The 26,493-nt window shown below is 60.8% G+C and carries 28 protein-coding genes; 12 read left to right on the top strand and 16 right to left on the bottom strand.

Features of this window, described 5'->3' with window-relative positions:
- Nucleotides 1–208 precede the first annotated feature (208 nt).
- A complete protein-coding gene (locus DCO47_RS09040; protein WP_116657951.1) occupies nucleotides 209–1,417 on the top strand; it encodes an ammonium transporter in 1,209 nt (402 codons plus the stop codon).
- Here the strand turns inward: DCO47_RS09040 and DCO47_RS09035 are convergent.
- A complete protein-coding gene (locus DCO47_RS09035; protein ID WP_116657950.1) occupies nucleotides 1,414–3,126 on the bottom strand; it encodes a monovalent cation:proton antiporter-2 (CPA2) family protein in 1,713 nt (570 codons plus the stop codon). The genes DCO47_RS09040 and DCO47_RS09035 overlap by 4 nt on opposite strands.
- Nucleotides 3,127–3,324: 198 nt before the next feature.
- On the opposite strand from DCO47_RS09035, the gene DCO47_RS09030 reads away from it, so the two are divergent.
- From DCO47_RS09030 to DCO47_RS09020, 3 genes are all read left to right on the top strand, one after another.
- Nucleotides 3,325–3,561: a glutaredoxin family protein gene (locus DCO47_RS09030; RefSeq protein ID WP_116657949.1), complete on the top strand. Its 237-nt coding sequence runs from the start codon at nucleotides 3,325–3,327 to the stop codon at nucleotides 3,559–3,561.
- A 114-nt stretch (nucleotides 3,562–3,675) separates the two neighbouring features.
- Nucleotides 3,676–3,993: a hypothetical protein gene (locus DCO47_RS09025; protein ID WP_042607861.1), complete on the top strand. Its 318-nt coding sequence runs from the start codon at nucleotides 3,676–3,678 to the stop codon at nucleotides 3,991–3,993.
- Between the two features lie 70 nt (nucleotides 3,994–4,063).
- Nucleotides 4,064–4,954, top strand: coding sequence for a pseudouridine synthase (locus tag DCO47_RS09020; protein ID WP_116657948.1), 891 nt, complete (start codon nucleotides 4,064–4,066; stop codon nucleotides 4,952–4,954).
- A gap of 82 nt (nucleotides 4,955–5,036) precedes the next feature.
- On the opposite strand, the gene DCO47_RS09015 is transcribed toward DCO47_RS09020, so the two are convergent.
- Entirely contained in the window at nucleotides 5,037–5,258 is a 222-nt protein-coding gene (locus DCO47_RS09015; RefSeq protein ID WP_016770600.1) for a YgdI/YgdR family lipoprotein, read from the bottom strand.
- A 78-nt stretch (nucleotides 5,259–5,336) separates the two neighbouring features.
- The gene (gene mobA / locus DCO47_RS09010) at nucleotides 5,337–5,939 is read right to left on the bottom strand and encodes a molybdenum cofactor guanylyltransferase MobA (protein ID WP_116657947.1); all 603 of its coding nucleotides are present in this window, start codon (nucleotides 5,937–5,939) and stop codon (nucleotides 5,337–5,339) included.
- Nucleotides 5,940–6,020: 81 nt separating this feature from the next.
- On the opposite strand from mobA, the gene moaB reads away from it, so the two are divergent.
- Nucleotides 6,021–6,560: a molybdenum cofactor biosynthesis protein B gene (moaB, locus tag DCO47_RS09005; protein WP_016770598.1), complete on the top strand. Its 540-nt coding sequence runs from the start codon at nucleotides 6,021–6,023 to the stop codon at nucleotides 6,558–6,560.
- Entirely contained in the window at nucleotides 6,544–7,770 is a 1,227-nt protein-coding gene (gene glp / locus DCO47_RS09000) for a gephyrin-like molybdotransferase Glp (protein ID WP_116657946.1), read from the top strand. The genes moaB and glp overlap by 17 nt, the downstream gene beginning before the upstream one ends.
- 59 nt (nucleotides 7,771–7,829) lie before the next feature.
- Here glp and DCO47_RS27105 read toward each other — a convergent pair whose 3' ends face one another.
- Nucleotides 7,830–8,138 carry a hypothetical protein gene (locus DCO47_RS27105; RefSeq protein ID WP_172667884.1) on the bottom strand — a complete coding sequence of 103 codons (309 nt, stop codon included), beginning with the start codon at nucleotides 8,136–8,138 and terminating at the stop codon, nucleotides 7,830–7,832.
- Nucleotides 8,139–8,194: 56 nt separating this feature from the next.
- The gene (locus DCO47_RS26910; protein ID WP_133247397.1) at nucleotides 8,195–8,428 is read right to left on the bottom strand and encodes a hypothetical protein; all 234 of its coding nucleotides are present in this window, start codon (nucleotides 8,426–8,428) and stop codon (nucleotides 8,195–8,197) included.
- Between the two features lie 25 nt (nucleotides 8,429–8,453).
- Here DCO47_RS26910 and yegS point away from each other — a divergent pair, with 25 nt between their 5' ends.
- Nucleotides 8,454–9,371 carry a lipid kinase YegS gene (gene yegS / locus DCO47_RS08990; RefSeq protein WP_116657945.1) on the top strand — a complete coding sequence of 306 codons (918 nt, stop codon included), beginning with the start codon at nucleotides 8,454–8,456 and terminating at the stop codon, nucleotides 9,369–9,371.
- On the opposite strand, the gene DCO47_RS08985 is transcribed toward yegS, so the two are convergent.
- The 3 genes from DCO47_RS08985 to DCO47_RS08975 form a co-directional block, all read right to left on the bottom strand.
- Complete coding sequence (locus tag DCO47_RS08985; RefSeq protein ID WP_042607856.1) at nucleotides 9,355–10,014, bottom strand: response regulator transcription factor; 660 nt, start codon at nucleotides 10,012–10,014, stop codon at nucleotides 9,355–9,357. The two genes, yegS and DCO47_RS08985, sit on opposite strands and share 17 nt — an antisense overlap.
- Complete coding sequence (locus DCO47_RS08980) at nucleotides 10,011–10,904, bottom strand: sensor histidine kinase (protein ID WP_064361555.1); 894 nt, start codon at nucleotides 10,902–10,904, stop codon at nucleotides 10,011–10,013. The genes DCO47_RS08985 and DCO47_RS08980 overlap by 4 nt, the downstream gene beginning before the upstream one ends.
- 462 nt (nucleotides 10,905–11,366) lie before the next feature.
- Nucleotides 11,367–11,837 (bottom strand): hypothetical protein, encoded by a 471-nt coding sequence (locus DCO47_RS08975; protein WP_064361556.1) that lies wholly within the window; start codon nucleotides 11,835–11,837, stop codon nucleotides 11,367–11,369.
- 454 nt (nucleotides 11,838–12,291) lie between these two features.
- Between DCO47_RS08975 and DCO47_RS08970 the strand changes: the two genes are divergently transcribed.
- Nucleotides 12,292–13,227 carry a chemotaxis protein CheV gene (locus tag DCO47_RS08970; RefSeq protein ID WP_016770829.1) on the top strand — a complete coding sequence of 312 codons (936 nt, stop codon included), beginning with the start codon at nucleotides 12,292–12,294 and terminating at the stop codon, nucleotides 13,225–13,227.
- 192 nt (nucleotides 13,228–13,419) lie between these two features.
- On the top strand, nucleotides 13,420–14,226 hold the full coding sequence (locus tag DCO47_RS08960; RefSeq protein ID WP_064361557.1) for an MOSC domain-containing protein: 807 nt from the start codon (nucleotides 13,420–13,422) through the stop codon (nucleotides 14,224–14,226).
- A 72-nt stretch (nucleotides 14,227–14,298) separates the two neighbouring features.
- Here the strand turns inward: DCO47_RS08960 and DCO47_RS08955 are convergent, their stop codons facing one another.
- The 8 genes from DCO47_RS08955 to DCO47_RS08920 all read right to left on the bottom strand — a co-directional run bounded on the left by DCO47_RS08955 (nucleotide 14,299) and on the right by DCO47_RS08920 (nucleotide 23,626).
- The gene (locus DCO47_RS08955; protein ID WP_039759849.1) at nucleotides 14,299–14,583 is read right to left on the bottom strand and encodes a pyrimidine/purine nucleoside phosphorylase; all 285 of its coding nucleotides are present in this window, start codon (nucleotides 14,581–14,583) and stop codon (nucleotides 14,299–14,301) included.
- A gap of 71 nt (nucleotides 14,584–14,654) precedes the next feature.
- Entirely contained in the window at nucleotides 14,655–15,197 is a 543-nt protein-coding gene (locus tag DCO47_RS08950; protein ID WP_064361558.1) for an exonuclease domain-containing protein, read from the bottom strand.
- 70 nt (nucleotides 15,198–15,267) lie between these two features.
- Nucleotides 15,268–17,229, bottom strand: coding sequence for an acetyl/propionyl/methylcrotonyl-CoA carboxylase subunit alpha (locus DCO47_RS08945; RefSeq protein WP_116657943.1), 1,962 nt, complete (start codon nucleotides 17,227–17,229; stop codon nucleotides 15,268–15,270).
- 113 nt (nucleotides 17,230–17,342) lie between these two features.
- Nucleotides 17,343–18,140, bottom strand: coding sequence for an enoyl-CoA hydratase/isomerase family protein (locus DCO47_RS08940; RefSeq protein ID WP_116657942.1), 798 nt, complete (start codon nucleotides 18,138–18,140; stop codon nucleotides 17,343–17,345).
- Entirely contained in the window at nucleotides 18,137–19,294 is a 1,158-nt protein-coding gene (gene atuD, locus DCO47_RS08935; RefSeq protein WP_116657941.1) for a citronellyl-CoA dehydrogenase, read from the bottom strand. The genes DCO47_RS08940 and atuD overlap by 4 nt, the downstream gene beginning before the upstream one ends.
- Nucleotides 19,295–19,324: 30 nt before the next feature.
- Entirely contained in the window at nucleotides 19,325–20,941 is a 1,617-nt protein-coding gene (gene atuC / locus DCO47_RS08930) for a geranyl-CoA carboxylase subunit beta (RefSeq protein ID WP_116657940.1), read from the bottom strand.
- Between the two features lie 3 nt (nucleotides 20,942–20,944).
- The gene (locus DCO47_RS08925; protein WP_116657939.1) at nucleotides 20,945–21,829 is read right to left on the bottom strand and encodes an SDR family oxidoreductase; all 885 of its coding nucleotides are present in this window, start codon (nucleotides 21,827–21,829) and stop codon (nucleotides 20,945–20,947) included.
- A 12-nt stretch (nucleotides 21,830–21,841) separates the two neighbouring features.
- The gene (locus tag DCO47_RS08920; protein ID WP_116657938.1) at nucleotides 21,842–23,626 is read right to left on the bottom strand and encodes an acyclic terpene utilization AtuA family protein; all 1,785 of its coding nucleotides are present in this window, start codon (nucleotides 23,624–23,626) and stop codon (nucleotides 21,842–21,844) included.
- 184 nt (nucleotides 23,627–23,810) lie between these two features.
- Here DCO47_RS08920 and DCO47_RS08915 point away from each other — a divergent pair, with 184 nt between their 5' ends.
- The 3 genes from DCO47_RS08915 (at nucleotide 23,811) to DCO47_RS08905 (ending at nucleotide 26,425) form a co-directional block, all read left to right on the top strand.
- Complete coding sequence (locus tag DCO47_RS08915) at nucleotides 23,811–24,434, top strand: TetR/AcrR family transcriptional regulator (RefSeq protein WP_042607845.1); 624 nt, start codon at nucleotides 23,811–23,813, stop codon at nucleotides 24,432–24,434.
- Between the two features lie 94 nt (nucleotides 24,435–24,528).
- Nucleotides 24,529–25,326, top strand: coding sequence for an ABC transporter substrate-binding protein (locus tag DCO47_RS08910; protein ID WP_116657937.1), 798 nt, complete (start codon nucleotides 24,529–24,531; stop codon nucleotides 25,324–25,326).
- Between the two features lie 85 nt (nucleotides 25,327–25,411).
- Nucleotides 25,412–26,425 carry a GNAT family N-acetyltransferase gene (locus DCO47_RS08905; RefSeq protein WP_116657936.1) on the top strand — a complete coding sequence of 338 codons (1,014 nt, stop codon included), beginning with the start codon at nucleotides 25,412–25,414 and terminating at the stop codon, nucleotides 26,423–26,425.
- The last annotated feature ends 68 nt before the right edge of the window (nucleotides 26,426–26,493 follow it).

Below are 26,493 nucleotides of genomic sequence, written 5' to 3'. Positions count from 1 at the left end.
TGTGTCGTGGTGCGTCGCTTGGTACCCGTGCGCTGTTGCCGGGCGAAAAAATCCAATTCATCTGCTTGCGGTTCGTGATCGGACATCAACAGTGCGCCACATCAGTTCATCCCATTTGTGGATGGATGACTGACGGGGCGCAACTTGGTGCATGAAATGTCCCCATGAACCGCTTTGGTGCCTTTTTAGCCTTCAGGTCTGCCTCCTCATGGAAAATCTGCAAAGCGCTGTGGACACGCTGGTTCACAGTTCCAACACGTTGTTCATTCTGATCGGTGCGGTGATGGTACTGGCGATGCACGCCGGTTTCGCCTTTCTGGAGGTCGGCACGGTCCGGCAGAAGAATCAGGTCAACGCACTGTCGAAAATCCTCAGCGATTTCGCCGTCTCGACCCTGGCCTATTTCTTTATAGGCTATTGGATCTCCTATGGCGTGACCTTCATGCAACCCGCCGCGGTGCTCAGCGCCGACCATGGCTATGGACTGGTGAAGTTTTTCTTTCTGCTGACCTTCGCTGCCGCGATCCCGGCGATCATTTCCGGCGGTATTGCCGAGCGCGCGCGTTTCGTCCCGCAGCTGTGCGCGACGGCGCTGATCGTGGCGTTCATCTATCCGTTTTTCGAGGGCCTGGTCTGGAACGGCAACTTCGGCCTGCAAGGCTGGCTGGCGGCGAAGTTTGGCGCCGCATTCCACGACTTCGCAGGCTCGGTGGTGGTGCACGCCATGGGCGGTTGGCTGGCGTTGGCCGCCGTGTTGTTGCTCGGGCCGCGCAATGGTCGTTATCGCGATGGTCGGCTGGTCGCATTTGCGCCATCGAGCATCCCGTTTCTGGCACTGGGCTCGTGGATCCTGATTGTCGGCTGGTTCGGCTTCAACGTGATGAGCGCGCAGACGTTGCAAGGTGTCAGTGGCCTGGTCGCCGTCAACTCGCTGATCGCCATGGTCGGCGGCACCGTTGCGGCGTTGATCGTCGGGCGCAATGACCCGGGCTTTCTGCACAACGGCCCGTTGGCCGGTCTGGTGGCGATCTGCGCCGGGTCCGACCTGATGCACCCGGTCGGCGCACTGGTGACGGGGGCAATTGCCGGAGCCTTGTTTGTCTGGTGCTTTACCGCTGCTCAAGTCAAATGGCACATCGATGACGTCCTCGGCGTATGGCCGCTGCACGGCGTGTGTGGCGTGTGGGGCGCAATTGCCTGCGGCATTTTCGGCCAGACTGCGCTGGGAGGTCTGGGCGGGGTGAGTCTGATCAGCCAGGTGATCGGCACCGTGCTCGGCGTCGTGGTGGCGCTGGTCGGCGGCTTTGTAGTTTACGGCGCGATCAAGGCTCTGCATGGGCTGCGCCTGAGTCAGGAACAAGAGTATTACGGCGCCGACCTGTCGCTGCACAAGATCGGCGCGGTGAGTCAGGACTAGATTTCCTCATCATTGGCTCCGGGGTAGAAACCGTGGAGGAGGCGATAGCGATCGATGCGCACCTGATCGACTTTCTCCTGCACCTGATGCGCTGGCAGGCCAAGCATGATCAGTGCGTGTGAAGCGAGCATCAGGCTCGACTCCAGAAGCTCCGGCACCACCTCGGTGGCGCCGGCGGCTCTGAGCTCGGCCGATTGGCTGTCGTCACGGGTGCGCACCAGGATCGGCACCTGTGGGTTGAGTCGGCGCGCTTCGCGGAGGATGCGCAACGCCACATCACTTTGATCCACGGCAATCACCAGCAGCCTCGCGCGTAGCAGGCCGACGGCAGTAAGCAGGTCGCCACGCGCCGAGTCGCCGTAATGCACGTCGCTTTCCCCGCTAGCGGCTTCCTGTACCCGTACCGGGTCGTTGTCCAGCGCGACATAGGCTTGCCCGGCATTGCCCATGAAGCGCCCGATGGACTGGCCAACGCGACCGTAGCCGCAGATCACCACATGTTGGTCGAGATCGGCGTTGAGCGCGCTGATCTGTTCGATCTGCGCTTCCTGATTGGGCTTGCGGTGCAGCACGGCGGCAAGGCGCGGCGCTGCGCGCAAAAGCAGCGGCGTGAGCAGCATCGAACAGAACGTCGCCGCGAGCAGCAGGGCACCCGGTTCGGCTGGCAGCAAACTGTTCTGTTGCATCTGCGCCATCAAGGCAAAACAGAATTCGCCGCCCTGGGCCAGTGCCAGACCGCTGCGCCACGCGGTTTCGCTGTCGCTGCCACGCCACTTCACCAGCAGCGCAACCACGATGCCCTTGACCAACATCAGTCCCAGCGTCAGGCCGATGATCAACAGGCTGTGACTGACGAACAATTGCAGGTCGATCAGCATGCCGATGCTGACGAAGAACACGCCGAGCAGGATGTCGCGAAAAGGCCGGATGTCGGCTTCGATCTGGTGCCGATAATGGCTCTCCCCGAGCAACATGCCGGCCAGAAAGGCGCCGAGGGCTGGCGACAGGCCCAACAAGTGCGTGAGCCATGCGGTGAGCAGCACGATCACCAGTGCCAGCAGGACGAACAGCTCCGCCGAGCGTGACGCCGCCACTTCATGAAACAGCCTTGGCAGCAACCAGCGACTGGCGAGCAGCAGGCCGAAGAACAGCACCACGGTTTTGCCCAGGGTCAACGGCAAGGCCCAGTACCAGGGCTGCTCGCTGGTCCCGGCGAACACGGGCACCAGTGTCAGCAGCAACACTGCGACGACGTCCTGAAACAACAGCACGCCGACCGCGTTCTGGCCGTGGCTGCTGAACACTTCACCGAGACTGCCCAGCTCCTTGGTCACAATCGCCGTGGATGACAGCGATAGACCGGCACCGAGCAACAGCGCTGGCATCATCGGCATGCCCAGCCCCATCAACAGTGTGCCGAGCAAGGCTGTGCTGATGAGCACCTGCTGACTGCCGAGGCGAAACACCACCTGACGCAGCGCAATCATCTTCGACAGGGAAAACTCCAGGCCCAGCGAGAACAGCAGGAACACTACGCCCAGCTCAGCGACATCCGGCAGATGTTCGCTCTCGTTGACCCAGTCGAACGCGTTCGGCCCGACCATTAATCCCACGCACAGGTAGCCCAGCACCGGTGGCAGTCGCAGGCGCCGGAACAGGGCAATCACCACCAGGGACGAGGCGAGAATGATCAACAGATTTGCAAACACGGGACACTCCGCTGTCAGGGCGTTGGCCTCTGAAGCGTAGAGGCAAAAAGTCCGCGAGGATGACGCAATTGCAATTTGCGCCGAATGATTTGCGTCAGGATTTTGCGCCAGCAGCGTTGCATCCTTTGGGCGGTGGCGGGTCGACGAGGGTTCGGCACCGTCCTAGAATGGGCTCACTTGTTTTGCGGTAATGCCGTCATGCCTCCTGAATGTCAGCTGTTCGGCACCCTCGGGTGTCATCTGTGTGAAGTCGCCGAAGCCGAGCTGATGCCTCTTGTCGAGCATGGTCTGCTGGTGGAACTGGTGGACATCGCCGAAGACGAATCGTGGTTCGAAAAGTACAGCTTGCGCATTCCGGTACTGCGGCGGGTCGACACTGGCGCGGAGCTGGATTGGCCGTTCAGTGACGATGAAATCGTGGCGTTTTTACGCTGACGCAGAGTTGTCCTGTTCATTCCGCTGGTCGCAGCAACCCATCCTTGCGTTGGCACTCCCCGGCTTCTTCGGTTACTGTATGTTCATACAGCAATCGAGTCAGAGGGATGAACCGTGGTCAATGTCGAACAGTTGAAGAGCAGCGTTAACCGGATGTCGGTCGACGTGGTGCGCGAGGCCGTCCTCGAATTGCGCCTGGACGGGCTGGTCACGGAAGGCAAGACGCCGTTCAACAAGCTGCATTTCAATACCTGCTTTGCCGAAATCGAAGCCCTGTTTCAACGCGCCGGTTATCACAAGCAGCTGGATGTGGTCGGCTATCAGGGCCTGCTGTATGCCTTGTACGATCCGGGGCGCTGGGAGGCGGTCGATGTGTTGCGCTGGCTGAAGGAGTTCACCGAAGCGGCGGCACTCAAATCGGTGCCGGCGTGAAGAAACTGCGCTAGGTGGCTTTGCCTCGGTGTTGGATAATGCCGGCCTGCATTGAGGATTCCTGTTTCGTATGTCCACTCCCGTTTTTTCCGCTGCGCACAATCAGGCCAGCACGTTGTACTTGCCGCCCGGTCCCTGGCTGACGGTCCTCGATTGCCTGTGCGAGCACTTCAGTGCCATCGGCCGCGAGCAGTGGCTCGACCGGATTGCTCGGGGGCGGGTGCTGGATGCACAGGGCCAGCCGATTGCACTGGACTTGCCGTACAAGGAAGGTTTGCGCATTCATTACTTCCGCGAAGTACCGGATGAGAAACCGATTCCGGTGGTCGAAGCGATTCTCTACGCCGATGAACATCTGGTGGTGGCCGACAAACCTCATTTCCTGCCGGTCACGCCGGCCGGGGAATATGTCGAGCAGACCCTGCTGCGGCGGCTGATCCGTCGGCTGGACAATCCGCATCTGGTGCCGCTGCACCGCATCGATCGGCACACCGCAGGGCTGGTGATTTTCTCGGCGAATCCGCAAACCCGTTCCGCCTATCAGTCGTTGTTCCCGACGCGGCAGATCGACAAACGCTACGAAGCGATTGCCCCGGCGCTGCCCGAACTGAATTTTCCGTTGGTACACAAGAGCCGGTTGGTCGATGGCGAGCCATTCTTCCGCATGCAAGAGGGGCCTGGTGTCAGTAATACCGAAACGGCGGTCGAGGTGCGCGAGAAAAACGGCGATCTGTGGCGCTATGGCCTGTTTCCAGTGACCGGCAAGAAGCATCAGCTGCGTGTGCATATGACCGCGCTGGGGGCGAGTATCTGCAACGATCCTTTTTATCCGACTGTGCTGAAAGATGTCGAGGACGACTACGCCAACCCGTTGAAGCTGCTCGCGCAAGGCCTGCGCTTCATTGATCCGGTGACGGGTGAATTACGGGAGTTCGAAAGCCGGATCACCTTGCAGTGGTGACAACCGATCCACTTTTGCTACGCCCATGAAAAAGCCCGCATCGCAATGCGGGCTTTTCTGTATCCGGTATCGACCCGGAGCCTTACAGCTCTTTAACGGTACGAACCTGATCCTTGTTGATGCGGGTTTCTTTGCCGTCCAGTTGCTGGAACTCGTAGAAGCCCGAATCATCATCGTATTTCGGGGTGTCGACGGCCTGGATTTCGCGACCGTCATTCAAGGTGATCACTGTTGGCGAGGAGCAACCGGCGAGGGTTGCCAGGCCCAGTGCGAGCATGAAAGTGGCGAGGGTCCGTTGAGTCATGAGTGTGTCTCCGAATGGGAAATCTTCTGGTTACTGAGCTTGAGACGTAAACAAGGCGTGAGAGTTCCTTGGATAATGTCAGTCTGACACAGTGTTATGCAGATGTAACAATTCGGGGGTGTTGAGGTTGGCCAGTCGTGGGTCGTTGTCGGGGCATTGCAATGCGACGGCGCCCAGACCGCGCATCACCCGCCCGGGGCTGCGTTCACCGCTGTGCCACGCCGCTTCGAATGCCGGCAATAGCGCCACAGGAATCACACACAGCAGCGGTTCCCAGTGCTCGCCGTGGCGCAGCATTAAAGGTTTTTCACGTTGCAGATCGGCGGTGGCAAGCATGGCTTGCAGCAACGCCTCGTCGATCCGTGGCACATCGCATGGCAACACCAGCAAGTGCGCATGGCGCGCCGCTTTCAGCCCTGCACGAATCCCGGCCAACGGGCCCGGAAAGTCCCCCTCATCATCCATGACCAACTGATCGGCAAACGCGGCATAACGCTCGCGATTGCGGTTGCACGAAATAATGAGATCGTCGGTCAGCGGCCGCACCTTACGCTGCAAATGCGCGATCAAAGGCTCGCCCAGCCATTCGATGAGCCCCTTGTCCTGACCGCCCATGCGCTGGCCGCGTCCACCGGCCAGAAGCAGGACAGAGCAGGGTGGCAATGGGCTGTTCAAGGGCATGACGACTCTCCAGAGGGGCGGCAGAAAAATGAGCCGCTGTGATATAACACCGGGCTGTTTCCCCTACAACTGGAAGAGCCTATGAAAGCCAAGGCTGATGTACCTTTCGTGCCGCTCAATATCGCGGTGCTGACTGTCAGCGATACCCGAACCCTGGAAACCGATACCTCCGGCCAGGTCTTCGTCGATCGCTTGATCGCGGCCGGCCATGCGCTGGCCGAGCGCGTTCTGCTAAAAGATGATCTGTATAAAATTCGCGCGCAAGTCGCCAACTGGATTGCCGACGATGTCGTTCAAGTGGTGCTGATCACTGGCGGCACCGGCTTCACCGGCCGTGACAGCACACCGGAAGCAGTGGCGTGCCTGCTCGACAAGCAGGTCGACGGTTTTGGCGAACTGTTCCGCCAGATCTCCGTGGCCGATATCGGTACGTCGACCGTACAGTCCCGTGCCCTGGCAGGTCTGGCCAACGGCACGCTGGTGTGCTGCCTGCCAGGTTCGACCAATGCGGTGCGTACCGGATGGGACGGCATCCTCGCTGAGCAACTGGACGCCCGTCATCGTCCGTGCAACTTCGTCACCCATCTGAAGCAGGCGGCGCCTTGTGAATCCCGTGGGTAAGCCAGGCAAGACCGGCAGTTTGTTGCCCGTCGAAGCGGCGCTCGAGCGTTTGCTGGACATGGCCGATGCATCGCGCATTGTCGAGCGCGAGCACTTGCCGCTGGCTCAGGTGGAAGGACGGGTGCTGGCTGAAGATCTGATCTCGACACTGGATCTGCCGCCCTGGCCGAACAGCGCCATGGACGGCTACGCCTTGAACCTTGCTGACTGGAACGGTGAGCCGCTGCCCGTCAGTCATAAGGTCTTCGCCGGGCAGTCTCCGCAACCGTTGGAGCGAGGCACTTGCGCTCGCATCTTTACCGGGGCACCGCTGCCGCCGGGCGCGGACTGCGTCGAGATGCAGGAAAACGCTGAAGTTCAGGCCGACGGCCGAGTGCGTTTCCTTGAAACGCTGAAACCAGACCAGAACATTCGTCCGCAGGGCCAGGAAACCACGGTTGGCGAATTGGTGCTGCAGGCAGGCACCCGATTGGGGCCGATTGAGCAAGGTCTGGCTGCTTCGCTTGGCTGCGCCGGCCTCAATGTCGTGCGCAAGCCGCGCGTGGCGGTATTGTCCACCGGTGACGAACTGGTCGAGCCCGGACAGGCACTGGGCCCGGGCCAGATCTACAACAGCAACCGCGTGCTTCTGTGCAGCTGGCTGCAGCGTCTGGGCTGTGAAGTCATCGATGGCGGAATTCTCCCGGACGATCTGCCCACCACAAGGGCCCGGCTGGGCGAGTTGCAAAATGTCGATCTGATTCTTTCCACCGGCGGTGTCTCGGTCGGTGAGGCGGATTTCCTCGGCATTGCCTTGCGTGAAGAAGGCGAACTGGCCTTGTGGAAGCTCGCCATCAAGCCTGGAAAACCCTTGACCTTCGGCCATTTCCGCAACGTGCCGGTGATTGGCCTGCCCGGCAATCCCGCCTCCACGCTGGTGACGTTCGCATTGCTGACGCGGCCTTATCTGTTGCGACGCCTGGGTGTGCAAGACGTCGAACCGCTGAAGTTTGCAGTGCCAGCAGGTTTTGTCTGGCCGGTCGCCGGAAACCGTCGCGAATATTTGCGCGGACGTCTCGAGCACGGGCGGGCAATCATCTACCGCAACCAGAGTTCGGGTGTGCTGCGTAGCGCGGCGTGGGCCGACGGATTGGTCGAAGTCCGAGAAGGCCGCACGCTGAGCGAGGGTGATGAAGTGAACTTCATTGCGCTCAGTGAGCTTCTGGGGTAGACCTTCTCACCCATGCACGCGTCGGCGGGTACGCACGGCGCGTGCAACGATTGGTTCGGTCAGTTGCTGATCAGTGTCACCAACTGGTCGAATCGGCTGTTGGCCACCCATCCCAGCAGTCCCAGGATGACAGCGGTCGCACCCGCCGAATACGCCAGACGGTGTTTGATGGTACGGACGTCATTGAGCATTTCGTCCATGTCGCGGCGCATGTATTTGAAATGGGTTTCCAGCTCGCTGACACGGGGCTCCATATCAAACTCTCCAGTGGGTTTGGCGTTGTTGCAAAAATCCGCTTTTTTACTGGCACGACTTTCGGCGAGCGCCGCGACCGGGCTCACCGGTGCCTTGGTTTCATGGTTGTGCATGGAAGTACTCGCTGAATGAATCAACTGCACGCTTGCTGATGTTTCCATGACGCGATTCATGAAAATAAATCGGGGGGGATCCGTTCATTACCGGCACATCCTTGTGTAATTGGGTTGAAGGTTGATGCTGCCAGCACACGGTGACCCAAGGGCCGGGCGCGGTCAATTAAGCCGATTCCTGTTGTTTCGTAAGAAAAAATACCGCTGTGCAGGAAGCTTGCTGTTCTAACAGGAATTAATTGCTCTCCCCGGTGGCTTTTTCGAGGCACGCCGTGGTCAAGATGTTTCAACCGATTCAATTCTTGGAGTGACGTTATGAGTGAACGCCGGGCACTGCTGATCTTGCATGGCAAACAGGCACTCAACGAGGATGTCCGCGCCGCTGTCGAGGCCAGGCGCGAGTCAGGCTGGGAGCTTGCGGTGCGAGTGACCTGGGAAGCCGGCGACGCCCAGCGTCTGGTAGAAGACGCGCTGGCCGCCGGCTACACGAAAATCATCGCCGGCGGCGGCGACGGCACCTTGCGTGATATCGCCGAAGCATTGGCTCAGCATCCGCAACAAGCCAGTCTCGTCTTGCTGCCACTGGGCACCGCCAACGATTTTTCCCGGGCTGCCGGCATTTCCCTGGAGCCGGCGCAGGCCCTCGATCTGCTGGACGTCGAGCCTTCGGATATCGATCTGGGCGAAGTCGGCGGGCAGATTTTCCTCAACATGGCGACGGGTGGATTCGGCAGCCAGGTCACCGCCAATACCTCGGAAGACCTGAAAAAGGTCCTGGGTGGCGCGGCTTATCTGTTCACTGGCCTGACCCGGTTCAGCGAGCTGCACGCCGCTTACGGTGAGTTGCAGGGGCCGGATTTCCATTGGCAGGGCGAACTGCTGGCACTGGGCATCGGCAACGGGCGGCAGGCGGGTGGCGGGCATGTGTTGTGCCCCGAGGCGCGAGTCGACGACGGTCTGCTGGATATCAGCATTTTGCCGGCGCCGCAGGAACTGGTCGGGACACTGAAGAATTTGCTGAGCGAGGGCTTTGGCCTCGACAACATGTTTGTACGCGCGCGGTTGCCGTGGGTCGAGATCAAGGTCGCCGAAGGGCTGAGTATCAATCTCGACGGCGAGCCGCTGGAAGGCGACAGTCTGCGCTTCGTGGCGAAACCCGCAGCGTTGCAGGTGCACCTGCCGAAAGACTCGCCGCTATTGGGCCCACAAGCGTCAATCAGTCATCCAGGCTGATGATCTGTTCACGCACGGCGAACAGTACCAGACCCGCTACGTCGTAGATCTGCAGGCGTTTCATGATCTGCGCGCGATGGGTTTCCACGGTCTTGACGCTCAAGCCCAGGCCGTTGGCGATTTCCCGGGTGGATTTGCCTCGTACGATCAGCCGAAGGATCTCCAGCTGGCGCGCCGTCAGGTTGTGCGAATCGGCGATGTCCGGCTGGCTCTTCTGGTTACGAGTCAAAGCCTGGTTGATCACCGTATGAGCAATGGCGGGGCTGAGGTAGCGTTCGTTGTTGCGCAGGGCTTCCAGTGCGTGTTCGAGCTCGGTGGCCGTGGTGTCCTTGAGCAGGTAACCATGGGCACCGGACTCCAGCGCCTGCATGATCAGCGCCGGATCGGTGTGCATCGACAGGATCAGCACCTTGCTCTGCGGGCGCACGCGCTTGAGGCGTTGCAGCGCTTCCAGGCCCCCGGTTTCCCTCATCGAAATGTCCAGCAATACGATGTCGGGGCTCAATTGCTCGACCATTTCGAGCAGTTGCGAACCATCATTGGCTTCGCCGATTACCGCGTAACCGGGAATATCCAGTACCAGAGCGCGCACGCCGGCCCTGATCAGCGAGTGGTCATCCACCAGAAGTAAGTTACAAGTCAACGCATAACCTTATTCGTACTGGCCCGTTCGAGCGCTCGCGGCGCCCAGGGGAAAAGTGCTTCGATTCTTGTGCCTTTGCCCGGCTCGCTGACAACGCTCAATGTGCCGCCCAACTGTTCGATGCGCTCGGCCATCCCGGCCATGCCGCGTTGGCCTTCTCTGGCCGGGTCGGCCGCCGGGGCGAAACCGAGACCGTCATCGCTGATCAGCAGAGTCAGACCTTGCGGCAGACGCTGCACTCGAATCAACAGATTTTTTGCCTGTGCGTGGCGCAGGATATTGGTCACGGCTTCCTGAGCGATGCGAAACGCCGCGACGGCCATTTCCTCGGGAATGCCGTTGAGCCGTTGCTGGCAGTCGAGGCTCCAGTTGACCGAGCTGTTGGCCAGCGTCTTGAGCAAATGCGCACGCAAGCTGGCTTCAAGCCCCAGACTGGTCAATTGCCGCGGATTGAGAATGGCCGAGACGTCACGCACTTTGGTCAGGGTTTCGTCCAGCGTGTCGCACAGCACCGCGCATTGTTCCTGCAGCTCTTCCGGCAGGCGACGCTTGAGCCAGTCACTTTGCAGTTTGGCGGCGGTGAGCAATTGGCCGATATCGTCATGTAATTCGCGGCTGAGGCGGTGCCGTTCGTTTTCCTGGACTTGCAGCAGACGATCGGCCAGCTCTTGCGGCTGGAACTTGATCGACTTGCGCGACAAACGATATTGCACCCAGACGCAGGCGGTCGCGGCGATCTCGATCGCCAGCAACCCCAACGGAATGCTCGCGGAAAAACAATAGGCCAGTAAACTGCCAAGGGTCGCCAGAACACACAGCACCAGTGTGAAGCGCCGGGCGTTTTCCCGTGAGGGTGGCCATGTAATGAGTGACTTGAGACTGGCGTACATAACGGATGGAGCCAATGGATGTTCGCTGCGGGCAGACCGGCCGGTAAGGGGCGGATCTCTGTGTGGAAATACTGTCAATTATGTTATTGATTCAAACCGCATTCGTTAAGCAATCATTGACCGGCAATAACATCGGTACCGAAACGCTGAAGTCAGTGTGCCATTAATCGGCAGGCAACTAACCGGCGGCATAATACCACTTAACATACCGTTGGTCGCGGTCGCTATATATGTCTATCTGGTCAGGAAATACCGGATCGTGGACGCAAGTTCCATATTGGAAAAGTTGGAATTATTGTATTTGGACGACTTCGATTTGCCTGGAAGTATCGCCGGGTGCACACAGGGAAAACCCTGATGCCGGCACTTGGAAATCAGCCGTTGGTCGGGCGGATTATTTGGCCCGGATTGTCGCTGGCAGGTATCAACTATTCAATTACGACAGTATCGCGGCCTGGTTTCTCAAGCCTGGCGCGCCGTCAGAGACGAAGGGAGCAAACGTTTGCTCGCCGTCTTCGGCTCAAGGGCGTCCTGATCCATGTGCGCCGCGAACGCTTCAAGCAAGGCTGCCTGCTCGCTTTCATCGAGGCTCAGTTGGCCGGTTTTAGGATCGACCAGTTCAAGCTGCCACGCCATCAGGGTGAAGCAGTCTCGCAGCGCATCGAGGGCCTGCTCGTGCAGGTCGACATGACCCTGGGTCAGATTCAGCAGGTTGTAGATGTGCAGGGAAAACTCGGAGATCGCTTCCAGCGCCAATGCTTCGGCCCGGCCCGCCAACTTTAGCAGGGTGCCGAGCATGCAGTCGATGGCATCCTTGTCATTGCTGATCAGTTGCAGGTGATTCAGGCATTCTTCGGACTTGGCGAGAAGCGTTTCGGCCTCGACCAGAAATTCGGGGAAGCGCTGCGCCCAGTCTTTACGGTCGATTGGCATGTTCATCTCCACCACGTCGTGTTGGTTGACGGATGGCCGTGTGTGGCGACGATCGTGGATCGTCGGCAGATCGCTCCCGGCGGTGCAGGTGCACGGACCGAGGGGTTCCAGAGGGTGGGTTGCCACTGAATTGCGATCGCACACAATAGCCTGACTCCGTTCATGCAATGAGAATGGCGTCACAGTAATGGCTATTGGAAAGGGCGAATATCAGGTTGGGCCTGATTGTGGCTAGGGGAATCCCTTAGGCGCGGGAACCTAACGTGCAAACCGAGGTCGCGCCGCAATGAATCTAGCAGATGAAATCACCAACGCCAGTAAAGCATGATGTCAGTGTGACATCAATGGGCGTTTATGGCATTTTTACCGGCGCTGCTTACAGCAATCAAGATTAGCTGAACGCGGCCGATAAACCCCCATAGTGAATTCATCAGAACAAGCCCAGGAGTCATTGATGGCCGGCATTCTCGACACGGTAGACCAACGCACGCAACTGGTGGGTGAGAATCGCCTGGAAATCCTCATGTTTCGCCTGGCCGGACGCCAGTTGTTCGCGATCAACGTGTTCAAGGTTCAGGAAGTACTGCAACTGCCGAAGCTGACCCTGATGCCGCAGCGTCATCCCTTTGTCTGCGGCGTGGTCAATCTGCGCGGCCAGACATTGCCAGTGATCGACCTGTCCCAGGCGATCGGCATGCGCCCACTGGTGCCGGGCCCGAACAGCACGATCATCGTCACCGAATACAACCGTTCGGTGCAGGCCTTCCTTGTTGGCGGTGTCGACCGCATCGTCAACATGAACTGGGAAGCCATTCTGCCGCCGCCGACCAGTGCCGGCCGCCAGCATTACCTGACTGCGATCAGCAAGGTCGACGATCAACTGGTCGAGATCATCGACGTGGAAAAAGTCCTCGCCGAAATCGTCCCGTACAACGCCAAGGTCTCGCGCGAGAAACTCGACGACCCGGTACTGGAGCGCGCCCGTGGGCGCGAAGTGTTACTGGTGGATGATTCCAACGTGGCGCTTTCGCAATTGCGCGACACCCTCGGCCAGCTCGGGGTGAAAATGCACATCGCCAGCGACGGTTTGAAAGCCTTGAACATGCTCAAGGCCTGGGCCGATACCGGCGTGCACATGACCGACAAACTGCTGATGATCTTCACCGACGCAGAAATGCCGGAAATGGACGGCTATCGTCTGACCACGGAAATCCGCAACGACCCGCGTCTGCGTGGCTTGTACGTAGTGCTGCACACCTCGCTGTCTGGCAGTTTCAACGACTCGATGGTGAAGAAGGTCGGCTGCGACAACTTCCTGTCCAAGTTCCAGCCGGACAAACTGGTCGATGTGGTGCGCCAGCGCCTGATGCTCGACGCCGTGCCAGCCTGAAACACGCAGATTTTGCTTCCTGTGAGAGCGAGCCTGCTTGCGAAGACGCCGGCACATTCACCATCAATGCTGTCTGGGCCTGCGCTTTCGCGAGCAGGCTCGCTCCCACAACGGATATGTTCAAACCCACTACGGCTTTGATTCAGCATTGAAGCTCGTATAGGGTGGCGTTTTTCCATCAGGGAGCTGGCCATGCTGCGTCTGAGCGCGCTTTATCGTTACCCGTTGAAATCCGGCAAGGGCGAAATCCTGCAAAGCATCGAGCTGGACAAGCTGGGCCTGGCGGGCGATCGACGCTGGATGTTGGTGGACGAGGCCAGCGGACGCTTTCTGACCCAGCGCGCCGAAGCGAAAATGAGTCAGTTGTCGGCATTGTGGAATGCCAGCGGCGGTCTGACCCTGAGCGCTCCAGACCAGGGGTCCATCGAAGTCCCATTGCCTGCGGCCGACGCCGAGCTGCGCGGGGTGACGATCTGGCGTGACACCCTGCGTGTGCCGGACGCCGGTGATCAAGCCGCGCGATTTGTCAGCGACTTCCTCGGCAAACCGACGCGTCTGGTGCAAATGCCACTGGAGCGGGCGCGCACCACCCAGTCGGGATTCGGCAAGGACGATGATCAAGTGGCGTTCGCGGACGGTTATCCGTTGCTGCTGATCGGTGAAGCCTCGCGGCTGGCGCTTGCGGAAACAGTCGGACGACCGCTGGAGATGCTGCGTTTCCGCCCGAACCTGGTCATCGAAGGCAGCGCGCCTTACGCTGAGGACAACTGGAAGCGTATTCGCATCGGCGACATCGAATTCCGCGTGGTCAAGCCGTGCGCGCGCTGCATCATGACCACGGTCGACCCGCAAACCGGTGAGCGCAGCGCTGATCGCGAGCCTTTTGCGACACTGCAAAAGCACCGCTCTACCGCCGATGGCGCAATGTTCGGGCAGAATCTGGTCAACGACGGCAACGGCCGCCTGGAAGTCGGCATGCCGGTGGAAGTTCTCGAATAGGCTGTCGCTGAAATGAAAAATGCCCGTGTCTTCTGGACACGGGCATTTTTTTGCGCGGTGAAACCGGCGGGATCAGCCGCGGTATTCGCACAGGTAAGCGGTATCGACGGCGACTTTCAGCTGGAACTTGCTGTTGGCGGGGACGTTGAACTGGCTGCCGGCGGCGAAGGTTTCCCAGTCGCTGCTGTCTGGCAGTTTTACGCTCAGCGCGCCGGAAACGACGTGCATGATTTCCCGCTGGCTGGTGCCGAATTCGTATTCGCCCGGGGCCATGACGCCAATGGTCGCCGGACCTTCAGCGGTGCCAAAGGCGATCGACTTGACGGTGCCGTCGAAGTACTCGTTGACTTTAAACATGGGCGGATTCCTCGAAAAGGGCTTGAAAGGGGGCGGCCAGTATGCACAAGGCTTGCAACCTCGTCACGCCCCTAAAGCGGCAGGACCAGCGGCAGTAATCGTGCAGTATTGCGCGCATCTTCCAGGGCACGATGCTGTTGACCGCTGAACTGCATGCCCGCCAGTTGCAGCGCGCCGTTGAGCCCAAGCGGTCGTTCCAGGCGGCGGGCCTTGGCGAAGCGTTGTTTGAGGTTCATGTGCGGCACTTTGCTCAGGCCACTGTCGATGTTCAGGCGCTGCCATTCCTGCAGCAGCTGCTGGCGATCGTAACCGCCCCAACTGGCCCAGCCTTCAAGGCGAGCCTGATGCTGCGCCAGCCAGCGCTCGAAAGCCGGCCAGACCTCGCTCAGCGGTTGTGCCGAATCGATGTTGGCCTGGGTGATGTGCGTCAGCTCCCGACAGAACGGCGTCAGCAATGGCCGGCGGGTCGGTTTGACGAAGCGCTGGAAGTGATCCTGCTCGCGCCCGGCACGATCGACCAGCGTCGCACCGATCTCGATAATTTCCATTTCCGTCACCGGCCAGCCACCCTCGTCTGTGGTGGCTTCCAGATCTATGACCAGCCAATGGGGCATCGCAGGGTTCCTGATTTCCGCGTTCTGATTTATCAGAGCGTAGTCAAACCCCGCGCTTGTGTCCGGGCGACTACTCGACCTGCAACAGAACCTGACGATTTTTTACCTGATCGCCGACCTTCACTTGCACCCGTTTGAGCACGCCATCGATGCCGGCTTTCAGCGGATGCTCCATTTTCATTGCCTCCAGCACCACCAGCAATTGACCCTTGCTGACCGTACTGCCCTCGCTGACCAGCACGTCGACAATGGCACCGTCCATCGGTGCTTTCAGGGTGCCGGAGGCGACGCTGGTCTGACTGCCGATCTGCGCATGAGTTCGATCCTCCAGGCGCAGGCTGCCCGGATGGGTGAACAGCCAGAGCTGCCCGTCGTGCAGACGATAGGCGTGGCGCTGGCGCAGACCGTCGACCTCCATGGTGACCGATTGCGCGGTGTGCTCGATGACTTTCAATTCCAGCGTGCGTTCGGCGACCTGCACGACGCATTCGCCGGATTTGCGCGCCAGCACTGACAGTGCCCAGTCCTGCTCGTCACTGCCGAGTAGATAGTGCAACGGCACACTGGCGTTGTTGCGCCAGCCGTTCAAAGGGGCGCGATGGGGCAGGGCGCTGGCCTGATAGAACAACACCACGGCAATCGCCAGTTGCTCCGTCGTTGGCACATGGGTGTTGAGACTGGCGTGGCTGGAAAAGTGCTGCTGGATGAAAGCGGTGCTGAAGTCGCCACTGATGAACTGCGGATGTTGCAGCAGGCCTTCGAGCAAACGTTGATTGCTCTGCACCCCGAGCAGCACGGTGTCCTGCACCGCACGCAACAACTTGCGCCGCGCCTCTTCACGAGTGGCGCCGTGGGCGATCAGTTTGCCCAGCATCGGATCGTAGAACGGGCTGACCGACTGACCTTCAAGCAGACCGTGATCGATGCGCGCGCCGTGCCCCAGCGCTGGCTGCCATGCGGCGATCCGGCCGGTTTGCGGGAGAAAGTCCGCGGCGGGATCTTCAGCGTAGAGGCGCACTTCCATGGCGTGACCGTCGAGATGGATCTGTTCCTGCGTCAGCGGTAGCGGCTGGCCTTCGGCGACCAGCAACTGCCATGCGACCAGATCAAGTCCGGTGATCATTTCCGTCACCGGGTGTTCGACCTGCAGGCGCGTGTTCATCTCCAGAAAGTAAAACTGCCCGCGCGCGTCGAGCAGAAACTCCACGGTGCCAGCGCCGACGTAATCCACCGCGCGCGCGGCCTTGAGCGCCGCCTCGCCCATGGCCTGGCGCAGCTCGGCGGTCATCACCGGGCAGGGTGCTTCTTCGATGACTTTCTGATGGCGCCGCTGAATTGAGCAATCGCGTTCGCCGAGGTAGACCAGATGGCCGTGCTGATCGCCGAACAGCTGCACTTCCACATGGCGGGGTTCGATCAGTGCCTGTTCAAGGATCAACTCGTCACTGCCGAAACCGTTCAGTGCTTCGGAACGAGCCGTGCGCAGTTGCGCCGCCAGTTCGCTGGCCTCGTGCACCAGGCGCATGCCGCGTCCACCGCCACCGGCGCTGGCCTTGATCATCAGCGGATAACCGATGCGCTCGGCCTCGGCCAGCAGGGTCGCGTCGTCCTGCGCGGCGCCCTGGTAGCCGGCAATGCATGGAACACCGGCATCAAGCATGGCGATCTTCGACAGGCGTTTGCTGCCCATCAGTTCGATCGCGTCGGCGCTGGGGCCGATGAAGATCAGCCCGGCTTCGGCGCAGGCGCGGGCGAAATCGGCGTTTTCCGAGAGGAAGCCGTAGCCGGGGTGAATCGCATCGGCGCCGCTGCGTCGGGCGGCTTCGATGATCGCCGGAATGTTGAGGTAGGACTGCTGCACCGGCGCCGGGCCGATGTGCACCGCCTGATCGGCCATTTGCACATGCAGCGCATCGGCGTCGGCATCGCTGAACACCGCGACGGTGCGATAGCCCAGCGCCTGGGCCGTGCGCTGGATGCGGCAGGCGATTTCACCGCGGTTGGCGATCAGGATTTTGTGGAGGGTGGGCATGGTGAATTTCCTGAAATGATGGCGGTGAATGTGATGGCCTCATCGCGAGCAGGCTCGCTCCCACATTTGCAATGCAATTTCGACCTGTGGGAGCGAGCCTGCTCGCGAAGCTTTTAGTTGACCCACCGCGGTTTGCGCTTTTGCACAAAAGCCAGAGTCCCCTCGATCCCTTCGTCTCCAGTTACCGCCGCGCTGAACCACTGCGCCGCGTCGTCCAGCAATTCATTCGACGGTTGCCCGGCACTCGCCAACAGCAATTTCTTGGTCATCGCATTCGCTTGCGGGGCGCAGCGCAGCACCTGTTGCAACACTTCATCCAGCCGTTCGGCCAGCGCTTGCGCATCCTGTTCAACGAAATGCACCAGCCCCAATCGCTGCGCCTCGGCGCCGTCGAAACGCGCCGCCGTCAGCGCGAGTCGGCGGGTTTCGGTCAGGCCGATCCGTTGCACCACAAACGGCGCGATTTGCGCCGGGATCAGGCCGAGGCTGGTTTCCGGCAACCCGAACTGCGCCTTGTGATCGGCCAAAGCGATATCGCTGACACAGGCCAGACCGAATCCGCCGCCGAGCACCGCGCCTTGCAGCACAGTGATCAGCACTGGCGGCGTGTGCTGGGCTTCCTCCAGCAACGCGCCGAACGCCCGGTTCAACTCACGGTAAGCCTCCGTGCCCTGCGCCCGTGCGTTGGCCATGTCCTTGATGTCGCCACCGGCGCAGAAATGCCCGCCGGCACCGCTGAGCACCAGGGCCCGCACCGCGCGGTCATCGCGTATCGCCGCCAGCACCGCGCGCAGTTCGGCGACCATTTGCAGGCTCATCGCGTTGCGGCTGTCCGGGCGGTTGAGAGTGATATGCAGCACGCCGCCATGCAGTTCCAGCAACAGCGTCTGGCAATCCGGCAGGCCGCTCATTTCTTTTTCCCCGGCAGGATGCCCATCAGTTTGCAGATGATGCCCAGCATGATTTCGTCGGCGCCGCCGCCAATCGACACCAGGCGCACATCGCGGTAGGCGCGGGCCACCGGGTTGTCCCACATGAAACCCATGCCGCCCCAGTATTGCAGGCAGCTGTCACTGACTTCGCGGCCGAGGCGTCCGGCCTTGAGCTTGGCCATCGACGCCAGTCGCGTGACGTCCTGGCCTTTGATGTATTGCTCGGTGGCCTGATAGACCAGCGCACGCAGGCATTCGATTTCGGTCTGCAATTCGGCGAGGCGGAAGTGGATGACCTGATTGTCGATCAGCGTATTGCCGAAGGTCTTGCGCTCCTTGCAGTACTCGATGGTGCTGTCGATGCAATATTCCAGGCCTTTGATCATGTTCGCCGCGCCGAACAGGCGTTCTTCCTGGAACTGCAGCATCTGCATCATGAACCCCGCGCCTTCATGGCCGATGCGGTTGCGCTGCGGCACGTGCACGTTGTCGAAGAACACCTGCGCGGTTTCCGAGCTGCGCATGCCGAGCTTGTCCAGGTGCGAGCTGAGGCTGATTCCCGGGGTGTTCATCGGCACCATGATCAGCGACTTGTTGATGTGCGGCTTGTCGTCCGAGGTGTTGGCCAGCAGGCAGATGAAGTCGGCGCTTGGCGAGTTGGTGATCCACATCTTGCTGCCGTTGATCACGTAGTCGTCGCCGTCCTTGCGCGCCGTGGTCTTCAGCCCGGCGACATCGGAGCCGGCGCCGACTTCGGAAACGCCGATGCAACCCACCTGTTCGCCAGTGATGGCCGGACGGAGGAATTCTTCGCGCAGTTCATCGGAGCCGAAACGCGCCAATGCCGGAGTGCACATGTCGGTCTGCACGCCGATCGACATCGGAATCCCGCCGCAATGAATGGTGCCGAACTCTTCGGCGGCGACAATCGAATAGCTGTAATCGAGGCCCATGCCGCCGAATTTTTCCGGTTTGGAAATGCCCAGCAGGCCCAGTTCGCCGGCCTTGCGGAAAATATCGTGGATGGGAAAGCGCCCGGCCTTTTCCCATTCTTCGACGTGCGGGTTGATCTCGTGCGTGACGAACTGGCGGACGGTGCGGCGCAGGGCTTCGTGTTCCGGGGTGAAGATCATTGTTGTTGTTCTCCGTAGGATCCGTGGCGGTCAGAAGCGGCTGACGCCGAAGCTGTTGGGTTGCAGCGCACGCCTGTCGGCTTCGTGGCAGATATCCAGCAAGTAACCGAGCAGGGTGCGGGTGTCGCGCGGGTCGATCAGGCCGTCGTCCCACAGGTTGGCGCTGCCGTACAGTGCGGTGGACTGGCTGTCGAGTTTCTGCGCGGTCATCTGCTCGAGCATGTCGAGCATTTTCGGATCGGGCTCGATGCCGTCCTTGAGCTGTTTGGCCTCGGTGACGATGCGCAAAACCTTGCCGGCCTGCGCACCGCCCATCACTGCGGTGCGACTGTTGGGCCAGGCGAAGATGAAGCGCGGGTCGAGACCGCGCCCGCACATCGCGTAGTTGCCGGCGCCGTAGGAACCGCCGACGACGATGGTCAGTTTAGGCACCCGCGCGTTGGCCACCGCTTGAATCAGTTTCGAGCCGTGCTTGATCACGCCTTGCTGTTCCGATTCGGTGCCGACCATGAAACCCGTGGTGTTGTGAAAAAACAGCAGCGGCGTCTGGCTCTGGTCGCACAACTGGATGAACTGCGCCGCCTTGCTCGCGCCGTTCGGCGTGATCGGACCGTTGTTGCCGATGAAGCCGCAGGCGCGGCCCTGGATTTTCAATTGGCCGCAGATGGTTTGTTGATCGAACTCGCCCTTGAACTCGAGAAAATCCGATTCATCGGCGATCCGCGCGATGATTTCGCGCACGTCGTAGGGCTTTTTCGCATCGTCCGGGATCAACCCGAGCAGTTCATCGATGGGGTAGAGCGGTTCTTTGAATTGCGCCTCCGGCTGCCATGGCAGCTGTGCATTCCATGGCAGCATGCGCATGATTTCGCGCACCTGACGTACTCCGTCAGCATCGTTCTCGGCCAGATATTCGGCGGTACCGGCGACCTGCGCGTGCATCTCGGCGCCACCCAGCTCCTCATCGCTGGCCACTTCGCCGGTCGCCGCTTTGAGCAATGGCGGGCCGGCGAGGAACAGCTTGGCCTTGCCGCGCACCACCACCACGTAATCCGACAAACCCGGTTGATAAGCGCCGCCCGCGGTGGCCGAGCCGTGCACCACGGTGATCTGCGGCAACCCCATGGCCGACATGCGCGCCTGATTGGCAAAACTGCGCGCGCCTTCGACGAAAATCTCCGCCGCGTAATTGAGATTGGCGCCGCCGCTTTCGGCGAGGGTGATCATCGGCAGTTTGTTTTCCCGAGCGATCTGTTGCAGGCGCAGGGATTTTTTCAGGCCGCTCGGCGAGATCGTGCCGCCCTTGATCGCGCTGTTGTTGGCGACCACCATCGCACGGATGCCGCAGACGTAACCGATGCCGGCAATCAGCCCGCCACCGGCCGAACTGCCATCCTTGTCGTCGTGCAACTTGTAGCCGGCGAGGCTGGCCAGTTCGAGGAACGGCGCGCCAGGGTCGAGCAACAGGTTCAGACGCTCGCGGGGCAACAGTTGCCCGCGTTTGCTGAATTTGTCTTTGGCTTCGGCGGCCTTGTCCAGCAGCTTCTGTTCAAGCTGCCGGACCTGCTCGATGGCGGCGAGCATGGCGGCGCGGTTGTGCGCGAACGCTTCGCTGTGCGGGTCGAGTTGCGACTGAATCTGCGCCATGGCTTATTCCTCGTCCTTGGGCACGTCGGGACGCAACACTTCTGGTAAGTAGGCGCGGTGAAAGCCGTTGAAGGATTCGCTGTGGCTGGCCTTGTGCAGCGGCCAGGCGCGACTGCCGAGGCTGGCGGCGCCGTCGATTTTCACCGTGGTGCCGCTGATGAATGACGCCGCCGGGCTGAGCAGAAACACGATCGCCGCACTGACTTCCGACTCGGTGCCGATGCGCTTGAGCGGCACATGCTCGCGCAAGGTCGGAATCACCGCTTTGAATGCGCCTTCGTAAGTGTCCATGCCGCTGGACGCAATCCAGCCCGGTGCCACGGCGTTGACCCGCACCCCGGCATAGCCCCACTCGAACGCGGCAGTCTTGGTGAAGTTGTCCATGCCCGAACGCGCGGCGCCCGAGTGGCCCATGCCGGGCATGCCGCCCCACATGTCGGCGAGCATGTTGACGATGCTGCCGCCGTGTTTGCTCATCGACTGGTTGAACACCTCGCGGGCCATCAGAAAACCGCCGACCAGATTGGTGCGCAACACGGTTTCGAAACCCTTCTGATTGATCGACGCCAGCGGCGACGGGTACTGACCCCCGGCGTTGTTGACCAGACCGTGAATCGGCCCGTGTTCGGCGATCAGCTCTTTGACCAGTTGCCTGACCGCTTCTTCATCGCGGATATCGCAAGCCTTCCAGTGCGCGCGGCCGCCGTCCTCGGTGATTTCGGCGGCGACCTTTTCAAGCTTTTCCGGCTTGCGCCCGACCAGCAGCACATGGGCGCCGAGCGCCGCCAGTTCATGGGCGGTGCAGCGACCGATGCCGCTGCCGCCACCGGTGACAATCAGGTTCTGGCCGCTGAACAGATCGGCGCGAAAAACCGACGCGTAAGCCATGCACACCATCCTCTAGTCGAGCTGTTCGGCGATGCTCTGCGGCACCGGGATCTGGATTTCCAATAATTGCTGGGCGAAGGCTTTGCCCTGCGGGTCGATGCGCAGACTGGCGACACCGCCACCGCCGAGGGCGTTTTCCAAGAGAAAGTTGAGGCTGTGGGTGCCGGGCAGGTACCAGCGTTCAACACGCCCGAGCACTGGATCAAGGACGTGGCGCATCCAGTCGACCACCACCGAAGTTGTCAGCGCTTCGGCGATCCACGGCAGGTAATCGGGATGGCGCGGCATCACGCCGATGTTGCTGTGGTTGCCCTTGTCGCCGGAGCGCGCCACCGCCAGTTTCACCAGCGGCACACTGGCATCGGCGCGGCCCTGGGGTTTGGGCGGATGCTGGGCGACGGGCAAGTCTGCACTGTCCAGAGCGACCACGGCGGGCAGGGCACACGGATGACGCTCGCCAGCCATGTCTACTTGCAGGGTGCAGGCGCTTTTTTCGATGAGAAACGAGAACAGGCGGATGACTGGGTAAACGTTCGGGCGACCGCCGACGATGCCGGTCAAGCCAGGCGCCATACCGGTCGCAGCCTGGGCGATCTCTTTGGAAAACAGCACCAGCGCACGTTTGTCGGGATGCCGCACGGCGATTTTGATCACCACTTCGCGGCTGTCGCGGCGCTGAGCGTGGGGGCCATAGGTGGCTTCGCTGCCGAGCAGTTCGACGTGGGTTTCGCTGTAGGGCGCCCAGCCGCGCAGGCTGAACATCTCGGCGGTCTTGTCGATGATTGCCTGGCTGACCCGCCGCGCCTTGTCCACTGCGTCGATGCCGGCCATCAGGCAACTCGCCGTACAGCGAAAGCCGTCCGGACAAGTGGCGCTGACCTTGTATTTGTCGGTGGGCGGCAGGCCTTTGGCACCGTGCACCTGCACGACGTTTTTGCCTTGCTGCTGGAGTTTGACCTGAGTGAAGTCGCAGACCACGTCGGGTAGCAAGTAAGCCTGCGGATCGCCGATTTCATAGAGCATCTGCTCGCCGACCGTCAGCGGCGTGACCAGCCCGCCGGAGTCTTCCGGTTTGCTGACGAGGAACTGGCCATCGGCGCTGACTTCGACGATCGGAAAACCGATGTGCTCGTAATCCGGTACCTCGCGCCAGTCGGTGAAATTGCCGCCGGTGCACTGCGCGCCGCATTCGATGATGTGCCCGGCCAGCGCGGCCTGGGCGAGTTTGTCGTAGTCATGCCACGACCAGCCGAATTCGTGGACCAGCGCCGCGCTGACCACGGCGCTGTCGACCACCCGACCGGTAATGACGATGTCGGCACCCAGACGCAACGCTTCGACAATCCCCGGCGCGCCGAGGTAGGCGTTGGTCGACACGCACACGCGTGGAAGCGGGGCGCCGCTGAACATTTCGCGGATGTCGGCGGGGTTTTCGAGGTGTCCTTGCAGGTCATCACCGAGCAACACGGCAATCTTCAACTTGACCCCGGCCTGGTCGCACGCCGCTTGCAGGGCAGCCGCGCAGGCCTGCGGATTGACCCCGCCGGCATTGCTGATCACGCGGATCTGCTGTTCGGCCAGTTGCGTCAGCAGCGGCGTCAGCACTTCGATGAAGTCGCCGGCGTAACCGGCCTGCGGGTCTTTGAGACGCGCGCCGGCCATCAGCGACATGGTGATCTCGGCCAGATAATCGAACACCAGATAATCGAGGTCTCCGCCCGTCACCAGTTGGGCGGCAGCGGTGGAGGTATCGCCCCAAAAGGCGCTGGCGCAGCCGATACGCACGGTGGTTGGCATTTTTATCTCCGACTCAGGGACCTGCGACAGAAGTGTCTGGAGGCTACCAAGCAAGCGCTTGGTTTGTAAACAGGGGAAACATTCTTCTGCCCAAGCGCTTGCTTGGTGCCCGCGCGCGGCTTAAATTGCGCGCAACCCTGCGGTTACAGGGGGCAACACACTGATCGACTGTAGGAGAGAACGGGTGGACGAGCAAAAAGCCCTGCGGGTCATGCGCGAACTGGTCGAGTCAGGCCAGTTGACCGACCCGGACAGCGCCCGTGGCAAATTGCTGCAAGTGGCGGCTCACCTGTTTCGCAACAAAGGCTACGAGCGCACCACGGTGCGCGATCTGGCCAGCGCCGTGGGCATTCAGTCGGGCAGCATTTTTCATCACTTCAAAAGCAAGGATGAAATCCTTCGCGCGGTGATGGAGGAAACCATCCGCTACAACACCGCGTTGATGCGCGCAGCCCTGGCCGAGGCAAACGACGTGCGCGAGAAAGTCCTGGCACTGATTCGTTGCGAGTTGCAGTCGATCATGGGCGGCAGCGGCGAAGCGATGGCGGTGCTGGTGTATGAATGGCGCTCATTGTCCGAAGACGGCCAGGCTAAAGTCCTCGCTTTGCGTGACGTTTATGAAGACATCTGGCTGCAGGTTCTGGGCGAGGCCAAGGACGCCGGTTATATTCGCGGCGACGTTTTTATTACCCGACGTTTCCTCACCGGCGCACTGTCCTGGACCACCACCTGGTTCCGTGCCGGCGGCAGTTTGAGCCTCGATCAACTCGCCGATGAAGCGCTGATTCTGGTCCTCGAAGCGCGTTGAACGGTTGTCGGACCGGCCGGGAAACTGGCTAAGTCGGCGAAACCGCCTAGCTTGAATGCATTGATCGCTATTTTTTTTCGGGGAGTGGGGTGTTTTGAAGTCTTCGCCAATTCGGACAGCCGCCGGGCTGATGCTCGCTGCGCTGGCTGCGTTATGGGTATTGCCCGTTCAGTCAGCGCAATTGGTCCGGGTCGGCGCCGCGCATTTCCCGCCCTATACGATTCGCCCGGAAAACGGCGCCGACACCGGCCTGTTGCCGCAATTGATCGAGGCGTTGAACAGTTCGCAGAGCGACTATCAGTTCGTCCTGGTGCCGACGTCGATCCCGCGCCGCTTCGGTGATTTCAAGCAGGGCCGCATCGACATGGCGATCTTCGAAAACCCCGAGTGGGGCTGGAAAGACATTCCCCACGATGACGTCGACATGGGCCTGGAAGACGCCGAGATTTTCGTCGCGCAACGCGAAGACGGCCGCCAGCAGAGCTATTTCTCCAGCCTTTCGGGCAAGCGTCTGGCGTTGTTCAGCGGTTATCACTACGAATTTGCCAACTTCAACGCCGACCCGAAATACCTCGCGAAAAACTACAACGCCACGCTGACCTATTCCCACGACAGCAACCTGCTGATGGTCCTGCGCGGACGCGCCGACATTGCTCTGGTGACCCGTTCCTATCTGTTCGATTACCTGCTGCGCAACGAAAAGGTCCGCGACGCCTTGCTGCCCTCGCAGCGTACCGATCAGATCTATCACCACTACGCGATTCTGCGCACAAGTGCTCCGATCACTGGCGAAGCTTTCAGCAAGCTGCTGCAAGGGCTGCGCGACAACGGGGAATTGCTGAGGATCTTCGATCCGTACCGGATTGCGGTGGTGCCGGTGCCTCAGCGCTGAGGTGCGGTTTTCGTCCCGCGCTTAAATTTCCCCTCCCGGCTCACGTCACTTCGTTGAACTGTCGACGATTACGTGAGCCCGACCCATGTCCAATCTGAATGACCTGACTGCCCTGGCCTTGCCCTCGGGCAGTCAATTGATCGCTGATGCCACCGAGAGCCGCTTGAGCCTGAGCCTGGACGGTCAGCCGTTGATTCGGCTGCGTCTCGACCGCGAGGGCAAAGGCCCGATCCAGCTCGACGAGCGTTTCGCCCTGCCGCCCGGGCAAGCTTTGTGGGCGGCCTGCTATTGGTTGTTCGCCCGTGACCCGGCGTGTCAGCAGTTGACCTGGCAACTCGACCAACCGCCCACCGAGGCATTGCTCAGCGGTTTGTTGATCAATACCGAAGTGGCTGGCGAATATCGCTGCGAGCGCACGCTGTTCTGGCAACTGCCGCTACCGTGGCTCGGCGCTTCACTGACCGGCAGCTATCCGCAGCAAATGGTCATCAGCCAGGGCAAGCGCCATCCGCTGCGCCCGGTGAAGCCGCGGGGTGAAGTCTATCGACGTTTCGATGCGCGGCTCGGCGCGTGGATTTCCCTGCGTACGCTGGAAATCGAAGAAGACCTGTCGCGCTTCAATCGCTGGCAGAACAGTCCGCGCGTGGCGAGCTTCTGGCAGGAGGAGGGCAGCCTTGAGCAGCATCGCGAATACCTGAGCAAGCTCGATGCCGATCCGCACACGCTGACCCTGATCGGCTGTTTTGACGATCAGCCATTCGCCTATTTTGAAGCCTACTGGGCCAAGGAAGACCGCATCGCGCCGTTCTACGATGCCGGCGATTACGACCGTGGGATTCACATGCTGGTCGGCGAGGAAAGCCATCGCGGCCCGCACAAAGTGGCGAGCTGGTTATCGGCGCTGGTGCATTACCTGTTTCTCGATGACCCACGCACCCAGCGCGTGGTCGCCGAGCCGCGTGCCGATAACGCGAGGATGATCGGGCATATGCACAACCAGTGTTTCCACTGCGAAAAGGAATTTGATTTCCCGCACAAGCGCGCGGCGCTGATGATTCTGGGGCGGGAGCGGTTTTTTGATCGGTGCCCATTGGCCTGATATCGCATCAAGCAAAAGATCGCAGCCTTCGGCAGCTCCTACAGAGGAATGCATTCTCAAGTAGGAGC

It is taken from the genome of Pseudomonas sp. NDM (genome assembly GCF_003105095.1).
Lineage (GTDB): Bacteria > Pseudomonadota > Gammaproteobacteria > Pseudomonadales > Pseudomonadaceae > Aquipseudomonas > Aquipseudomonas moraviensis_A.
This window is presented reverse-complemented; position numbering and strand designations above follow the sequence as displayed.

Bases quoted from the DNA above. Each gene is read 5' to 3' on its own strand.
- DCO47_RS09040 (WP_116657951.1), top strand. From the start codon at position 209: ATGGAAAATCTGCAAAGCGCTGTGGACACGCTGGTTCACAGTTCCAAC.
- DCO47_RS09030 (WP_116657949.1), top strand. From the start codon at position 3,325: ATGCCTCCTGAATGTCAGCTGTTCGGCACCCTCGGGTGTCATCTGTGT.
- DCO47_RS09020 (WP_116657948.1), top strand. From the start codon at position 4,064: ATGTCCACTCCCGTTTTTTCCGCTGCGCACAATCAGGCCAGCACGTTG.
- DCO47_RS09015 (WP_016770600.1), bottom strand. From the start codon at position 5,258: ATGACTCAACGGACCCTCGCCACTTTCATGCTCGCACTGGGCCTGGCA.
- mobA (WP_116657947.1), bottom strand. From the start codon at position 5,939: ATGCCCTTGAACAGCCCATTGCCACCCTGCTCTGTCCTGCTTCTGGCC.
- moaB (WP_016770598.1), top strand. From the start codon at position 6,021: ATGAAAGCCAAGGCTGATGTACCTTTCGTGCCGCTCAATATCGCGGTG.
- DCO47_RS27105 (WP_172667884.1), bottom strand. From the start codon at position 8,138: ATGCACAACCATGAAACCAAGGCACCGGTGAGCCCGGTCGCGGCGCTC.
- yegS (WP_116657945.1), top strand. From the start codon at position 8,454: ATGAGTGAACGCCGGGCACTGCTGATCTTGCATGGCAAACAGGCACTC.
- DCO47_RS08980 (WP_064361555.1), bottom strand. From the start codon at position 10,904: ATGTACGCCAGTCTCAAGTCACTCATTACATGGCCACCCTCACGGGAA.
- DCO47_RS08975 (WP_064361556.1), bottom strand. From the start codon at position 11,837: ATGCCAATCGACCGTAAAGACTGGGCGCAGCGCTTCCCCGAATTTCTG.
- DCO47_RS08970 (WP_016770829.1), top strand. From the start codon at position 12,292: ATGGCCGGCATTCTCGACACGGTAGACCAACGCACGCAACTGGTGGGT.
- DCO47_RS08960 (WP_064361557.1), top strand. From the start codon at position 13,420: ATGCTGCGTCTGAGCGCGCTTTATCGTTACCCGTTGAAATCCGGCAAG.
- DCO47_RS08955 (WP_039759849.1), bottom strand. From the start codon at position 14,583: ATGTTTAAAGTCAACGAGTACTTCGACGGCACCGTCAAGTCGATCGCC.
- DCO47_RS08950 (WP_064361558.1), bottom strand. From the start codon at position 15,197: ATGCCCCATTGGCTGGTCATAGATCTGGAAGCCACCACAGACGAGGGT.
- DCO47_RS08945 (WP_116657943.1), bottom strand. From the start codon at position 17,229: ATGCCCACCCTCCACAAAATCCTGATCGCCAACCGCGGTGAAATCGCC.
- DCO47_RS08940 (WP_116657942.1), bottom strand. From the start codon at position 18,140: ATGAGCGGCCTGCCGGATTGCCAGACGCTGTTGCTGGAACTGCATGGC.
- atuD (WP_116657941.1), bottom strand. From the start codon at position 19,294: ATGATCTTCACCCCGGAACACGAAGCCCTGCGCCGCACCGTCCGCCAG.
- atuC (WP_116657940.1), bottom strand. From the start codon at position 20,941: ATGGCGCAGATTCAGTCGCAACTCGACCCGCACAGCGAAGCGTTCGCG.
- DCO47_RS08925 (WP_116657939.1), bottom strand. From the start codon at position 21,829: ATGGCTTACGCGTCGGTTTTTCGCGCCGATCTGTTCAGCGGCCAGAAC.
- DCO47_RS08920 (WP_116657938.1), bottom strand. From the start codon at position 23,626: ATGCCAACCACCGTGCGTATCGGCTGCGCCAGCGCCTTTTGGGGCGAT.
- DCO47_RS08905 (WP_116657936.1), top strand. From the start codon at position 25,412: ATGTCCAATCTGAATGACCTGACTGCCCTGGCCTTGCCCTCGGGCAGT.